7 protein-coding genes are annotated in these 15,926 nt (G+C 67.1%); all 7 read left to right on the forward strand.

From position 1 onward, the window contains the following. Nucleotides 1-135: 135 nt before the first annotated feature. The 7 genes from QRN42_RS04380 to QRN42_RS04410 all read left to right on the forward strand — a co-directional run bounded on the left by QRN42_RS04380 (nt 136) and on the right by QRN42_RS04410 (nt 15,925). The gene (locus QRN42_RS04380) at nt 136-675 is read left to right on the forward strand and encodes a hypothetical protein (protein WP_071416492.1); all 540 of its coding nucleotides are present in this window, start codon (nt 136-138) and stop codon (nt 673-675) included. An 87-nt stretch (nt 676-762) separates the two neighbouring features. After that, nucleotides 763-1,557, forward strand: coding sequence for a hypothetical protein (locus tag QRN42_RS04385; RefSeq protein WP_133830700.1), 795 nt, complete (start codon nt 763-765; stop codon nt 1,555-1,557). 25 nt (nt 1,558-1,582) lie between these two features. Continuing rightward, on the forward strand, nt 1,583-1,855 hold the full coding sequence (locus tag QRN42_RS04390; protein WP_071416490.1) for a hypothetical protein: 273 nt from the start codon (nt 1,583-1,585) through the stop codon (nt 1,853-1,855). A gap of 165 nt (nt 1,856-2,020) precedes the next feature. Next, nucleotides 2,021-3,775: an AAA family ATPase gene (locus tag QRN42_RS04395; protein WP_284975289.1), complete on the forward strand. Its 1,755-nt coding sequence runs from the start codon at nt 2,021-2,023 to the stop codon at nt 3,773-3,775. 132 nt (nt 3,776-3,907) lie between these two features. Next, entirely contained in the window at nt 3,908-5,977 is a 2,070-nt protein-coding gene (locus QRN42_RS04400; protein WP_284975288.1) for a coiled-coil domain-containing protein, read from the forward strand. A 125-nt stretch (nt 5,978-6,102) separates the two neighbouring features. Beyond that, entirely contained in the window at nt 6,103-10,197 is a 4,095-nt protein-coding gene (locus tag QRN42_RS04405) for a type IV secretory system conjugative DNA transfer family protein (protein WP_133830703.1), read from the forward strand. A gap of 166 nt (nt 10,198-10,363) precedes the next feature. After that, nucleotides 10,364-15,925, forward strand: a complete 5,562-nt coding sequence (locus QRN42_RS04410; protein WP_284975287.1) for a hypothetical protein — start codon at nt 10,364-10,366, stop codon at nt 15,923-15,925. Nucleotide 15,926: the final 1 nt, after the last annotated feature.

A 15,926-nucleotide genomic window follows, 5' to 3' on the forward strand; every position in this document is an offset into this window, starting at 1 on the left:
ATGGTTGCGGAATGCTCTATAGGAGTATTAGTGTATAGAGCAGTTCGGCACTGCACTTCGGGGCTTTGCTCGGACGACGTGAATGATCAAGGCCGTTCTGCCGAGTGGCGGACGGAACGACGAAAGGACGAGATCATGGCACTTCTCAAGGGCAAGGGCGCAATGACCGGGGTCAACCTCATCGCCAAGGTCTATGACAACGGCGCGACCAAGGACGGCAAGTCGCACTACGCCGACATCCAGGTCGACGCCCGCGACTCGCGCGGACCGGAGCAGAGCAACCTGCACCTGAAGTCCGAGCGCGTGAAGGGCCCGGACGGCAAGGAGCGCTTCGCCAACACCGCCCCCTACTCGGTGGGCCAGCTGGAGGAGATCGTCAAGGCCGCGGGCCCGAATACGGAGCCGCTGCTCAACAAGGACGGCGAGAAGGTCGGCACCGTCTACGGCTTCAAGGGCAACGTGATGCCGGCCTCGCGCGGCACCGGTCTGGTGGTCAACACCAAGTCCGTGGAGGCCAGCGACTTCAAGGTCGACGCCAAGACCCTGGACAACCAGTTCGCCTCCATGAAGGCGGCCAAGGAGGCCCAGGCGGCTGCCAAGCAGAGCCAGGCCGGTCCGGAGCAGACCGCCCAGGCCGAGCAGGTCGTCGAGGCCGAGGCCCCCGCGGTCGGCTGACACCGATCCACGGCTCAGCAGAACTCATTGAAAGGCCCCCGGAGAGACCTCTCCGGGGGCCTTTCGCATAGAGAGGAACGAATCATCATGGCAGATCTCAGTAAAAGTTCCCAGGGCCGACCGGAGCACGGCCAGCGCCCGACGTCGTACACGCCCGAGCAGCTGGCGGCGATCCGCGGGGCCACCCCCGATACCGGAGAGCAGCGGGGCCCGAGCTCGCAGGCGGGCCTCGGCGCGGTGCGGGGTCCCCGATACAGCGTGCCCTCCTCCCCCGCTCCCGGCCAGCCGGGCTCGAGGTTCAACCCCAACGTGGTCGAGCGGCGGCCGCGCCCGCAGGCTGAGCCGGCACCGGGGATGATCACTTCAGCGGATGTGCCGAAGCCGGAATCGTCCCGGCAGGAGCAGCCCCAGGCGAAGCAGGCCCATGCCGGCGGCACGGTTCAGGGTCCGGTGAAGGTCCCGCTCACCCAGCGGGCCGCCGGGTCGAAGGTCGGACAGGCCGTGCAGTCCGCGGGCCTCCGCGAGGGAGCCAGGCGGCTCGGCACCGAGGCCATGCAGGATGCCGCGGCCCACGCCCAACGTGCCCAGCAGTCTGGTGCATCGACCAGGGGCGTCGCCGCCAGCGCCGCCAGGGGAGCTGCCTTGGGTGCAGCCCGCGGGCTGCACACGGAGCTGGCCGGACATGGCGGACAGAAGGCCCCCCAGGGCTCCGCTGCCGGGGCGGACCTGGTCGGGCGGATGGGCTCGGTTGTCGGCCGTGGTGCTCAGGAGCAGCTGCCGGGCACCTCGCCGCAGGGACGGAAGCCGGTCAGCGAGAGGTACGACTATCAGTTCGAGGGCCAGGGCGGGCCCGAGGGCACCGAGCAGCAGCGCGGGGCCTGAGACAGGCGCGGAGGAGGAGAAGGCTATGGCGACGAACGATCCCAGCCCACTGAGCGGCACGAGCCTGCTGGAGCTGGGCCTGGACGAGATCACGGCCCCGGACGAGGGCAAGGACATGTGGGCGGAGGCCGGGCGCGCACTGGTCGACCGCGTGGGTGCCTCGATGCGTCAGCAGCGGGAGGCGAACGAGCGGGCACGGCGCGACCGGGAGTCCAGCAGGCCGCTGAGCGAGCGGTACGACTACCAGTTCGAGCAGGATGGGGCTTCGTCCCAGGAGGACCGCCAGCAGGGGCTGTGACAGCACCCCTACGGAGTGAATGGCCAGGAGGCCCCCGGATATGAGTCCGGGGGCCTTTCGCTGTCCTATCGCAGTCGAGCCGAATAGTGCCATGATAGACTTTCGACTGATCTATCAGATGAATTCAAGTCTTGGCGAGAGGTCTTCCACGGCATGTTCCATGAAGTGCACCTGAATGAGGGCTATCCGCTCCTGTCGAAGCTGTCGGACCCGCTCAAGAGGGCCGAGCGCGAGATCGTCGGCCGCGAGCACGAGAAGCTCCAGCTGCTGGCCTCGATGAGCAGGCCGGAGCTGTGCAACGCCCTGCTCCTGGCCGAGGCAGGTACGGGTAAGACCGCTCTCGTCCAGGCCACGATGGCCGCTGACGCCGAGCGGCTCTATCTCGAGGTCGATCCGTCCCGGATGATCTCCGAGGCCGGCGACTCGGACCGCATGGCCGCCATGCTCAAGGGCTTCTTCGACGAGGCCGAGCACTTCGTGGCGGACGAGAAGCAGGAGCTGGTCCTGTTCATCGACGAGTTCCACCAGATCATCCAGCTTTCCGATGCTGCGGTTGAGGCGATCAAGCCGGTGCTGGCGGCCTCCGGGGCACGCGGCATCCGAATCATCGCCGCGACGACCTATGACGAGTTCCACAGGCACATTGCGCCGAATCAGCCGCTGGTTGAACGGCTGCAGCGCATCAACTTGACGCCGCCGGACCAGGAGACGACGATCCGGATTCTGCAGGGCATGGCCGAGCACTACGACGTCGCCGACCAGTTCTACGACGATCACATCTACCGGCAGATCTATGAGTACACCGAGCGCTACATGCCGGCGAGCTCGCAGCCGCGCAAGTCGATCCTGGTGCTGGACAGCATGGTTGGCTGGCACCGCCTCACCAAGCGGGCGCTGAACCGCGATCTGCTCTCGGACGTGCTCCAGGAGTCCCTGGGCGTCAACGTTGCCTTCAAGGTCGACGGCGCGAAGATCAAGGAGCAGCTGGACTCGAAGGTGTTCAGCCAGGACCTGGCCACGCGTGCGGTCGCGCGGCGGCTGCAGCTGTCGGTCGCGGACCTGAACGACAAGGGCCGGCCGGAGGCCTCGCTGCTGTTCACGGGGTCGACCGGCGTGGGTAAGACCGAGCTTGCCAAGCAGCTGGCACGGCTGCTCTTTGGTGACGACCAGCGCCACCTGATCCGCTTCGACATGTCCGAGTACGCCCAGGACTCCTCGATGGACCTGTTCCGCTCCGAGCTGACGAAGCGGGTCTGGGACCTCTCGCACGCCGTACTGCTGTTCGACGAGGTCGAAAAGGCCTCGGCGATGGTCACCCGCCTGCTGCTGCAGGTGCTCGACGACGGCCGGCTCTCCGACGACAACAACCGCGAGGTCAGCTTCCTGAACACCTACATCGTCATGACGACGAACGCAGGCTCGGAGATTTACAAGACCATCGCGCAGTACGCGGCCGACGACACGGGCTCGGGCGAGCAGCTGCTGAAGTACGACAAGCTCATCCGCCGCTCGATCACCGAGACCTCGGCGGATAACCGCTTTCCGCCCGAGCTGTTGGGCCGTATCGACGCCATCGTCCCGTTCCAGCCGCTCTCTGAGGACACGCAGCGCAAGATTGTGCGCAACAAGCTGCGCCACATGGTGCAGGAGGTCCTCATCAAGCACAACGTGCGGGTGGACATCGACCAGAGGGTCCTGCAGTACCTCATCGACGACAAGGGCGACACCGACTCCAATGCCGGCGGTGCCCGTGGCGCGGTGGCGAAGATGACCGACGAGGTCACCACCGGAGTGGCGACGTTCATCAACGAGCATCCCTCTGAGCGGCGGATCCGGATCGACGTCGTCGGCGAGTTGGCGAGCGACCACAAGGACATGCTCACCTCCGAAGCGTGCATCGAGGTGAGCGCCGTGCGCTGATCTGCGCCAGCGGCCATTGCGGGCCATTCGGCGTCGTGTCGGATTGCCTATCATTGCACCTATCGACTTATAAGCGATAGGATACTCATAAACCAGGCGAACTGCGTTTCATCATCGAAGGGATCGACACCAATGGGCATTCTGGGCACGGCTGCGGGAAGCCGGAACAAGGATCGGAAGAAGAAGCCTGACGAGCTGCTGTCGTCCGTGGTCAGGGAGACGGCGATCCCCGCAGCAGTCGAACTGCTGCGGTCGAACGCGAAGTTCGTCTTCCCCAGCGGCACGGCGTGGGTCATGCTCGTGCTGGCCGCCGAGTCCATCGGAGGGCTGAGCAAGCGGCACGGCCGCGACGAGGCGAAGGGCTCGCTCATCGAGCTCATTGACTCCGACCAGATCAAGACCGTCGCCACGGCAGAGATGCTGGGCGAAGAGGTCTTCGGCATCATCCCCAACACGGAGACGCTTGCGCGCATGGAGGAGTACTCGCTCCTGGCTGGCGCGGAGTACTCCTGGGCCGTCGTCTGGCAGAAGCCCAGCGGCGAGCTGTTGGTGGACCTGGTAGCCGAGGCCACGTTCAAGCAGGCCCAGGAGGTCGCTTCCGGCACGCTGAGCCTCGAGGAGGCTGTCGGAGCGCAGGCCTGGCGCGAGCACAGCGGCGTCACCACCGACGAGCCCGGGACCCTTCCCGCGTCGGACGCGGACGCTGTTGCTGCCGTGGATACCGCCGACGAGGGTGACCCGATCTTCGACTCGATCCCCGGCGGGGACGAGGGTGCCGGTGACGAGCCGGTCTTCGACGCTGCGGGCGATGAGCCCGTGTTCGACGACGAAGCCGTCGACTTCGGAGACGAGGACGCGGCCCCGGTTGCGGTGGAGCCGGAGCCCGGCTTCGACGGCACGGCCGGCTTCGAGGAGTTCGATGAGGAGTCCGGTCCCGTGACCGCCGACGATACGGCGTACGCCCCGGCTGAGGAGGAAGCCGTCCTGCTGGAGAACCAGGAGCAGGTGCGCGAGGTCATCGCCCGCCGCTTCCTCTCCGAGGACCTGGACCTCGACGTGCGCCTGGACGAGTTCAATGCGACCTTCGCCATCGGCGCGCCGGTCGTGCAGATCGAGGTGCCGCAGGGTGCGACCGAATGGCTCGGCGACCAGGTCGCCCAGCTCAACCGGCAGGCCAACGCCGATCTTGCCCAGCTGCGGTGGGCGCACGAGGACGAACTGCGCACGCTGTACGTGAACCTCATGTCGGCCCACGTCGAGCAGGTCATCCGTGACGTGGCCACCGACCGCGAGGGCTCGCGCTACAAGGCACTCAAGGACGGCACCGAGGCGGCGCACCGCGAGCGGGAGTCCGAGAAGGAACAGCGGATCCGCACCCGCAAGGCCGAGATCGTCCAGGACTACGAGGCCCAGGCGAAGAAGCTCGCCGAGCAGGCCGCCCTCCAGGCGGAGATCCAGTACAAGGAGCGCAACCGCTCCCGCATGGAGCGCGAGCAGGCCGACGCTGTCGCCGAGATCGAGCGGATGCTCGAGAACTCCTACTCGCACGACCGCCAGGAGATCCTGCGCGTGCGCCGCTCCGACGCCGCCCTGAAGATGCAGGTCGGCACTACGCGGATCTTCGAGGTCCTGGCCGAGAAGCAGAAGGCCTACCTCGAGGCCGAGGAGCAGCGTCTGGGGCAGTGGAAGGCCGAGATCCAGCGGATCGTCGACGACAACCGCAAGGCGGACATCGCCCAGGCCGAGGCTCTGGCAGAGCACCAGCGCACTACCGACGAGATCGGCGTCCTGCGCCGCGAGCAGGAGGCGCTGCTGGAGTCGATCCGCAACGAGCACGCCGACCGCATCCGCCGGATGGAGGACGAGCTTGACCGCAACCGCAAGGACGCGATCACCCAGATGCAGGCCCGCGAGACGGAATGGCAGCACAGCCTGTCCCTCGAGAAGGAGAAGACCGACTCGGCCACGCAGCGCAACACGGACCTGCTGCAGCAGATGGAGGTTGTCGAGGACTCGGTCAAGCGCCGTTACGAGGCGCGGCTGGAGGAGATGGCTGCGGACAAGGAGTCCTACGCCAGCGAGCTGGCAAGGGCTTCGGAGATCCAGAGCCGCTACAACAAGATGCTCATCGCCCTGATCGTCGCGCTGCCCGTGCTCGGCGGCCTCGCCGGCTTCATCGGCGGGGCAGCCATGGGCGGCTGATCCGACTCGGAGATCGACGGGGTCTGACGGCGCATGGGGCTCGCACCCCGTGCGCCGTCGGCGTCTTCCGCAATCACAACAGGCGCAGGACACACAGACACACGCGGAAACAGGCAGGGAGAACCATGGCAGGCAGCAAGCGCAGGGCGGCACGGCCCAAGGCCAGCGGCTGGGAGAAGATCTCGGCGCGTCGGCCGGAGGAGACGCTGACGAACCGGGACGTCTATGAAGACCAGCAGCTGGACCGCGGCGAGCGGCTGAGCAAGAAGTCGAACACGTCGGGCCTCGTGCTCGCCGGCGTCGCGGGCCTGCTGGTCGCGATCGTGGCGTGGGTGCTGTACTCGGTCATTGCTACGGCAGTGCTCACGCTCGGGGCGACGATGGGCGGTGGCCTGGGCGGAAACAGCGGCGGAAAGCCGGACTCGTACTACGTGGAGGACACCACGACAGGCCAGGGCGGGGCCCCGATGACGTGTTACCGCGCCGTCAACGAGAAGGGTAACCCCGAGATCGGCTCGAAGTGCTACCCGGATCTCAAGGACGTCCCGGTGCCAGCGTGGTGGACCCACGCAGGCAGCGCCGCCCAGGACGCCCCGAAGGCTGACCAGGGGGCCACGCCCACGGCGACGAACGTCGGCGGGCAGCTGGGGTCCGTCACCGGGTTCAAGCTCTTCCTGACGCTGGGATCGGGCGCGCTGGTCATGATCGTGATCTCCACCTGGACCGGACGCCAGGTCGCCAAGCACAACGCGACGGTCGACCACACGGACATCAACGACCACCGCAACGACCAGCACATCGCGCTGCCGGAGGAGGTCCAGCAGAACTATGACTGGTTCCCGGACGCCGGTGCGCACTCGGGGGTGCAGGTCAGCTCGATGATCAGTCACATGATGCTCAGCAAGAAGGGGCTGGGCACGGTCAAGGTCTCCCGGCGCGCAGAGTCCGACGTGATTGACCAGGACGGCAACATCGTCTACTACAAGGGTGAGGTCATGGACGGCGACGACGGCGAGCCGCTGGTCGAGACCCTGCCGCTGATCGACGAGGAGTTCGGCGAGGCGCTCTTTGACGCCTCGGGCCTGCCCCGGGACAAGCGGCTGCGCCGGAAGTATGACGCAACGGTGATCCCGTACAACCCGCCGACCGAGGAGAGCCGGCGCAAGGCCAAAGAGGCGAAGGACCCTGGGAAGCTCCAGGGCGCGAACCGTGACAAGCTCGGGCCCTACCGTACGGTGTCGGACCTGATCACCGATGACTGGGAGTTCCCGGCGTACGAAGTCCAGCGCCCTGCCGGTGCCTACATCGTCGACACTGCTCCCGTGAACACGATGGTGCTGGCCATCACCAGGGCGGGCAAGGGTCAGACCTACATCGAGCCGATGATCGACATGTGGTCGCGGGAGAAGAAGCCCTCGAACATGGTCATCAACGACCCCAAGGGCGAGCTGCTCGTCAAGAATTACATCCCGCTGGTCACGCGCGGCTTCGAGCCGGTGCAGTTCAACCTGATCAACGCGATGAAGACCGACATCTACAACCCGCTGGGCATGGCCGCCGACGCCGCCCGCGAGGGCGACTCGACCAAGTGCGCGCTCTACATCGAGAACATCGGCGAGGTTTTCTTCCCGCTGGACGGCGGTGAGGACCCGGTCTGGCCGAACGCGGCGAACAACGCCTTCAAACGGGCCGCCTACGGTCTCATCGACTACTACCTCGAGGAGGAGCGTGAGCTGCGCGAGTACGCAGCAGCCACCGGCATGGACCCGGGCACGCTGGAGCAGCGGCTGGACGACATGTGGGGAAAGGTCACGCTGTACAACTGCTACCAGCTCTTCGTGCAGCTGACCTCGAAGAAGTGGAAGAACCCCGCTGCCGAGCTGGAGAAGCGCATCAAGAACGGCGAGTTCGAAGAGGACGAGGACGCCCTGGCCGAGGAGCAGGCCAAGGTCGCCGAGAAGGACTTCCTATGGGAGGGCAAGGCCGAGCAGGACCTGCTCACGCTCTACTTCAACGCCACCCAGGCCCTGCCGCGCAACTCGATGCGCACGCTCGTCGGCAACGCCCACAACGCCCTGGTCGCCATGGCCGGTGCGGAGAAGATGATGTCCTCGGTCTACGGCATCGCGATCACGGGCATGAGCTTCTTCACCGACCCGACGATCTCGACCCTGACCTCGGGCAAGCCGAGCCAGAACACTGACCTGGCGGGCCTGTCCTTCCCGCGGCGGCTGGGCGTGCGGTTCTCGCCGAACTTCATGAAGCGCGACCACCTGCTCGGGCAGATGGCGAGCTGGTCGGCGTACGCGGACCCGATGTTCACCCAGAACCTTGGCAAGGACTTCGAGCACTCGGAGATCGTCGGCCGCGTGGGCTGGGCGCGCTACAACTTCAAGGGAATCTTCCCCGGCGACGAGGCTTGGCTGAAGCTGGAGCTGAAGAACCCGCAGAGCGGCATGCTCGTGCGCACTTTCTACTTCCACTTCCGCAAGAGCTGCCAGCTCTCCCTCAACGGCCGGCACTTCGTGGTCGAGCCGGTCACCGGCAAGAAGATCGTGAAGAACGGCGTGCTGCGCGAGCTGCGACCGGTGCGGGAGGGTGGCACCCGCGACGGGAAGATCCTCTCGTTCCAGCCCGGCGACACGACCTTTCCGAGCCGCAAGCTGGACTTCTCCGGCGGAGGGCACCCTGAGGAGGTCGAGGTCCGGGCGCGCGCGATCACGCAGACGATGGCGCGGTACTCGGAGTCGCCCAAGGCGGTCTTTCTCGTCACTCCCCCGCACCTGATGAAGTACGCCAAGCTGATCCTGATCCTGGTCAAGCAGCTGGTGGACGTCTCGTTTGACCAGTCGTACATGACCAAGTCGAACCAGAAGCCGCTCTACCGCACCCGGTTCATGCTCGACGAGCTCGGCAACCTGCAGTCCGACGGTAATGGCATCGCCGGCTTCGAGACCATGCTCTCCATCGGCCTCGGCCAGGAGCAGCAGTTCACGCTTATCCTGCAGACGCTGCAGCAGCTGCGCGACGTCTACGGCGAGTCGGTCGACAAGATTGTGCAGGGAAACACGAGCAACATCGTCTTCCTCAAGTCGACCGACGACTCGATGATTGAGACGCTGGAGAAGATGAGCGGCAAGACTCACCGTACCCACGCCAGCTCGAAGCAGATCACGCAGAACCTGGACAAGGTGGTCGGCGGGAAGACGGACGGAGCGATTTCGCGCACCTGGTCGACGGAGGAGGAGCCGCTGATCAAGTACAACGATTTCGCCTTCCTCTCGCCGCGCAACTCGATCGTGCTGCGCGCCGGCGACGCGCCGGTCTGGAACCGCAACGAGACGATCCTGCCGATGTCATTCAAGCTGCTCGGCAACACGATCACCCACCCGGGGCACGAGTACTCGCTGCAGACGATCCCCACGCTCAGCTCCGCGATGGAGTTCGACGTGCGCATGAACCAGCCGGACTTCGTCAAGATGCTCGACAAGCGCATGGCCCAGGCGGTCAGGGCGGCCGACGCCAAGACGCTCTACCAGGAGACGTACGACTACAAGGACATCGACATCGAGCGCCTCGACCCGGACGTCTACTCGGACGAGGTCATGGAGGTCATCACGCGGATGGTTTTCACCGACGAGAGTGGCGATCCCAATGCCCCGGTGGTCGTGGACCCGGACGACTACGAGGCCATGATGCTGGGCAACGACGAGGAGTTCCTGGAGGACGTGGAGGTGGCCGCGACCGTGGCTGCCCACCAGGCGACGCAGAAGGACCACAAGCGCCTGGTCTACGCCGAGGGCACGGTCAGCAAGGAGATGCTGATCAATCTCGACGGCTCGGCGAAGGTCAAGGCCCTGGACCTTGAGATTGGTGAGGCGTACAAGACCGCGCTGGTGGAGATGCAGCGGGACCGCGAGCACTTCTCAGTCGGCGGGGACGGCGAGCTGCGCAGCGCCGACGGGTCAAAGACCTACATCAGCCAGGTCCGTTCCGATGCCTACACCGACGCCGCCCGCAGGATCAACGGCCAGATCAGCGACGAGGGCTCGCGCGTGTTCGCCGAGCAGGACGTGACCGAGGAGGATCTGCGGTCGCTGGCCACGGTCAAGGTGCACGCCGCCTTTTACACGTACCTGGCCTCGCTGCCCAGCTGGGAGGTCCTGGCCGACGGGGCTTTCGACCGGGCCATGGCCGTAGAGATGAAGTCCCGGGGGTAGTGCCGGCGGGTCTATTCGCTCCGTGCCGGGACAGTCGATGCAATTCGACTGTCCCGGCATTCGTCTTTTGGCTCGTTTCTGACTCGTCTATCGCCTCCATTCGAATCATAAGGGTATGATCTATACATAGTTATGTCCCCGAGCGTCCACAGGAGGCTGAGTAGCAATGAAGAAGGCACACGGACTGAGGCGGTACTTCTACGAGTACGTCTTCTACAAGGCAGTCGAGCAGGCCCGGGAGCAGAGCGGGGAGATCATTCCGATCTCCCAGGCGAAGGCCATCCGTGCACGGGTCGACCAGATCCTCAGCCAGCGCGGAACCGCCCTGGCTGATCCCGGACTCGGCGTCACCGCGTGTCTGACTGCGATCGACACGGCCTTCTCCGAGCGCGTCCCGGACTACGAGGCGCAGTTCGGCGACCACTCCCCCGCCAACGAGCGCTACCAGACGCTGCAGCGCGAGTTCACCCGTGCCACGGGCGTCGGAGCGGAGATCGACCCGCGTTCGGCGCGGCTGCCGATCAGCCCTTACGACCCGGCCTGGTCCGAGCGCGCGACGGTGAAGCGCGCAGGTACCGAGCTGCTCTACATTCCCGACGAGACGATCGTGAAGAACGCCGGCGGCGAGGTGGAGTCCTTGTCTGAGCCGCGCCGCGGGAACATGACGCTCTGGCGGCTCGACGAGGACGGTAAGCCGTACGAGGCCGGCCGTGCCATGACCAACGACGACGCCGCAGGCCTCACGGCGCTCATGGACAAGATGAGCCGCCAGGAGTACGACCAGGTCCGCGAGTGGGTCATCGACGGCGGACGCGACCCGCAGACCGGCCGCGTTGACCGCAACCGTTTCATGTCCCAGCGGGCGGTGGCGCGCTCGGCGGCGCTGCTCGAGGAGCTGAAGTCCCAGGGCGTGGCCTACGAGGTCCTGCGCGACCGTGAGCCCGGGCAGATCAAGGCCCGGATCTCCGGGACCGGCATGGAGATCCGTCTCACTGACACGCGCCAGGAGGAGTACGCCGGGGCGCGCATCTACGACAACGGAACGGTGCTGCGCTACAGCACCAATCACCGGGTGCCCGGCGGCATGGCCGTGCCCGCCCCGACTTCCGAGGACGCCGTGCGGCTGTTGCGTTTCGCCCAAGGCCTGCCCATCGAACGCCAGGATCTTCCCGGCACGGTGGTCGGCGTCGTCGGCTCCAGCCACCCCGAGCATGGCCGCGGCCGCTCCCTCATCGACGTGCCGGACAGCTATCACGTCGACCGCGAGAGCATGTTCGTCGTCGCGGACTATGTCGTCCCCGGTGAGAGCGCCCCGCGCCCCGGGTCCAAGGTCATGCTGCGCCGGGATGCCAAGAACCACTCCCTGCCGACCTTCTTCGTGGATGCAGAGCCGGCCGAGGCCTACGGTCGCGAGGCCGTGGACACCGCGCGGGAGAACCTGCGCGCCGCCCTGGGCGTCGAGGAGCTGATTCTGCGCGCGGAGTCTGAGCTGCAGCGCACCGGGGGCGCGCTCGACGAGATCGAGCCCCCGGAGTATGCCTCTGACCCCGAGGTCGCGGCGATCCAGCGCTCTTACTGGGACGTACTCACCGGAGCGCGCAGCGAGCTGCTGCGTCCGGGCGCGACCGAGGAGATGTACCAGGAGCGCCTGGAGGAGATCGGCGAGCTGCAGGCCGGTGAGCTTCCGGACCTGGGCAACCTCGTCTATGGTGGCACGGCCGCCGACAAGGTCCGTGCGCACGCTGATGACGTTCCGTTCGAGCTGGTCGGCACCTGGGATGCGGAGCCGCACCTGATCGACGGCGAGTGGCTCGACCAGCGCTTCGACCCCGCCCGCGTCGCCAAGTACATGACCAGCCCGACCGGCCAGTGGTCGAACCTGGACAACCTCGCCTCGGCGCTGCGCCGCTGCGGGGTGCCTCCCACCGAGCTCATGGGTACCAGCTTCCAGGCGACCCGCTTCAAGGACCGGATCGTCTCCTTCCACACGGCCACCGCCGCCCCCATCGCCGAGCATCCCTCGGAGTTCATGCGTCGGATCGGTCAGACCGTCCGGGAGAGCATCGAGCGCAACGCCGCGACGCCGGGTGAGATCCTGGTCGACGCGCAGGGCGTCATCAGCTGGACCGCCGAAAAGCTGCGTCGTGACGGCAAGGCCACGCCGGTCTCCGGTGAGATCGGCCAAGTCTTCGATGTCGGCAGCCATGGGGAGATTGTCACGCGCTTCGCCAGTGGCGAGAACGCGCTGATCGTCCCCGGCTACGAGGCGCGGATCAAGGCCCAGACCCCGGGCGAGGCCCCCAAGTCGGTCGAGGAGCGCACGGTGCTGCGCGGCTACGAACAGCTGATGCACGAGCGCATCCAGTACCAGCTTGCCGGTGACCTCGTCTCCGGCCGCAGCCGGACCGGCGAGCCGGCCTCGCTGAACGCGGTGTACTCGCAGCTCTACGGCACCAAGCACCCGGTTGACTTCATCGAACGGGCCACGACGTATGAGGTCGACCCCGCCACCGGCAAGGCCACCGCACGACTGGACGAGTGGACGGCCTCGATCCTCGAGACCGAGGCCAAGCGCGTGCGCTACTCCAACGAGATCAAGCAGGGCTCGACGATCTACGCCGAGTACCGCGCCGAACGCGATCGCACCGACCCGGCCGACGACAACGTCTTCGACGCCTGGCGGCTCACCGGTGGACGGAACATGACGGTGCTCACGGGAACCGACCGTAACCATGTGACGGCTCCCGGCGGCTTCTTCGATCCGGTGATGACCGGCGGCGCGACCAACCAGGGCATCGTGCGCTACCTCACCGAGGACGCCGCCGTGCGCCCCGACGGCACGATTGAGCCGGGTGACCCGGAGACCGTGACCGGCTCCCGCGCCCCGCTGATGAGCCGGCCGGAGCTGGAGACGCTGCGCTATGACCCGTTCGACCGCCAGCAGATGACGGCCTCGACGATCATGCAGTCTTCCGAGGTGACGAAGCCGACCGGCACCGCTCTGATGACCTTCGGCGGCTGGACGGCCGACGACCCGATCGTGGTGTCGACGGAGTTCTCCGAGCGGCATCGCATCCGCGGGGCCGGTGGCCAGCTGCGCGACCTCGTCGTGGGCGACAAGATCAGCGATCTGCACGGCAACAAGGGTGTCGTCTCTCTGGTGGTCGACCGCCACATGGACCCGGACGAGGCGCGTGCCCAGGGCCTGGAGCAGGAGGTGGCCTGGTTCAGGGAGAACCCGGGCATCGACGTGGTGATGAGCCCGTTCTCGCTGATCTCCCGCCGCAACGCCGGATCGGCGCGCGAGCTGATGGGTGGTGCCGTGGGCGACATCCGCCGCCCGGCCGTCCAGGGCCCCGATGCCGGGCCGGTCGACGGAGGGTTGGGCGAGATGCGGTTCGTGGTCACCCACATGGCTGTCGACGAGAAGACCAAGATCTACGACGACGAACAGGTGCGCGCCGGCAAGGGGCGCAAGGCCTCCTCGCAGCTGGCCTGGGCGCTGCAGTCCCAGGACTGCCCGGCGATCATGCGCGAGTTCTACGGCCACAACTCCGGTGCCGAGTCGAACCTGCGCGAGTATCTGCTGGTGGCGGGACTGGACATGGAGGCCGACGGCACCCTGCGTGTCGTGGGCCAGGCCGAGAGTGTCGACGAGCGGCCCGAGCGCCGTCTGATCCCGATGCCGGAGCTGATGCGCACGCAGCCGCGCAGCGAAGGCGCGACGCCGGGGCTGAACACCACGGCCATGCGCAAGTCCTTCGGCGACCTGATCGGCGATCGTGGCGGCGACATGGAAATCCCCTTTCCGCTGACCTACCCGACGAGTCAGCTGACCGAGACGGTCAGCGCGACTTCGTGGAAGCTGCCGGTGCTCTCTTCGCACCTGCGCAGCGGCCAGGAGTTCGACGACGGCACGTCCGTCACGCATGACTACACGCGCAGCTATCAGGACGTCTTCGTCGAAGCCTGCCGCTACCGGTACATGGCCGAGCAGCTGGACGACCACGGCCTGTCGCCGGACAAGCGCGCCGAGGTGCGCCGGGGCATGAGCGAGTCTGTCTCGCGGGCCCAGCGTGCCTTCGAGGCGATCACCACGGACGTGCAGAACCGCGTGCTGACCGGCAAGAACAACATCTTCAAGACCGGGCTGATGAGCTCGCGCCTGTCGGACTCGGCCACGATGGTCTGGACCGCCGACCCTCGGCTGGACATCGATCAGATCGCTCTGAGCTCGGTCAAGGCCGAGCAGCTGGGCCTGGCCGAAGGCGATCACGCGCTGGTCTGGCGCGACCCGGTCCTGCGCGACGCCGGCGTGCGCTACATGCGCGTGGCGATCGACGACCGGCTCACCGGCGCGGCGATCAACCCGGTGATGGACCAGTGCTTCGACGGCGACTTCGACGGTGACGCGGTCGCCGTCGTGAGGCTGCACAGCGAGGCCGCCAAGGCCGAGGCGATGGCCAGGCTCTCGGTCGGAGCGAACCTCCTGGACACCGGCGTGGTGAAGGCCGACGGCTCGCACCCGCTGGCCATGCAGGTCTCGCTGGACACCCAGGTGGCGCTGTCCAAGAGCCCGGAGCTGGCGGAGAGCCTTGAGAGTGTCGTCAAGGAGGCGAACCGCCTGCGGTTCGTCAGCGATCCGCACGAGGTTGCCGCCGGCCACGAGGTCCTCGTCGAGGAGCTCAGCGATCTCTATCGCTCGGCACAGCGCGGCGAGTTCGGCTCGGCGCTGACCTTCAGCAGCCGCGAGGCGCACTTGCAGAGCGTGCGCGAAGTCTGCGTCGAGACCGGGGCCAAGGGTAGCGAGAAGAAGCTCGGGGACTACGCCCGCAACCTCGGCGACGAGCAGGGCACGCCGGGCATCACGCAGGAGGACCAGGAGGCCTCGATGTTCGCCACGGCGATCAAGGCCCACGGCACGGGACTGGGTGGCTCGTTCTCCCAGCGTGCGGTGCGCGCCCTGCGTGGCGCTGACCTGAAGGCGGTGCTTGAGGTGACCTATCCGGTGACCCAGTCGATCCTGCAGGCCAAGCACGACGCTGCGGAGGCACGGCACAAGTACGAGATGCTGCAGGGTCCCGGGCGCGATCTGTGGCGCGGCCGCAAGCTCGAGCACACCGGCCCCGGCCAGTGGCGTCCCGAGTTCGCCGACGGCGAGGCTGTCCAGGCCACGGCCGAGGAGTGGGAGGCCCAGTTCGTCGAGTTCTACGAGGCCAAGGACGGGTTCAACGTTTCGGTCAACCCGGACTGCGTCGCCCGTGTCGCCCGCGCGCTGGAGGACCCGAAGTCGGGCCTGGTGCGCAACCTCGAGGAGGACCCGTCCCTGGCGGGCACGGTGATGGACCGTATGGCCTACGGCGGCGACTTCGAGGCGCTGGTGCAGGCTGCGAAGAATCGCGAGAGCGTCTTCGACGGCGAGAAGAACGAGCAGTTCGCCTCAGCGGGCACCCGCCGTGCCCGGGCCGCGGCGGCGCGCGAGCTCGACGCGTTCGCGGCGCACGGCCTCGACGGGCTGGACGGCCTGGAGTCCGCGGAGGCCGCGGTGGATGCCGCGGTCCTCAAGCGTGACGTGCTCGCGCAGACCGGGGACGGGGCCGCCAGGGCGCGCGGTGCCAGCCGGCGCTCGGCACACGCCGTCGGCGTGGGCGGCCGTCGCCCGGCCTGGACGCCGAGCTACGAGACCGGGCAGCAGCAGAGTGACGACGACTATGGACTGGGAGGCTGAC

It is taken from the genome of Arthrobacter sp. fls2-241-R2A-200 (genome assembly GCF_030209745.1).
Lineage (GTDB): Bacteria > Actinomycetota > Actinomycetes > Actinomycetales > Micrococcaceae > Arthrobacter.

Excerpts from the sequence above, each read along its gene's own strand:
- QRN42_RS04410 (WP_284975287.1), top strand. The coding sequence starts at position 10,364 with ATGAAGAAGGCACACGGACTGAGGCGGTACTTCTACGAGTACGTCTTC.
- QRN42_RS04390 (WP_071416490.1), top strand. The coding sequence starts at position 1,583 with ATGGCGACGAACGATCCCAGCCCACTGAGCGGCACGAGCCTGCTGGAG.
- QRN42_RS04400 (WP_284975288.1), top strand. The coding sequence starts at position 3,908 with ATGGGCATTCTGGGCACGGCTGCGGGAAGCCGGAACAAGGATCGGAAG.
- QRN42_RS04380 (WP_071416492.1), top strand. The coding sequence starts at position 136 with ATGGCACTTCTCAAGGGCAAGGGCGCAATGACCGGGGTCAACCTCATC.
- QRN42_RS04385 (WP_133830700.1), top strand. The coding sequence starts at position 763 with ATGGCAGATCTCAGTAAAAGTTCCCAGGGCCGACCGGAGCACGGCCAG.
- QRN42_RS04405 (WP_133830703.1), top strand. The coding sequence starts at position 6,103 with ATGGCAGGCAGCAAGCGCAGGGCGGCACGGCCCAAGGCCAGCGGCTGG.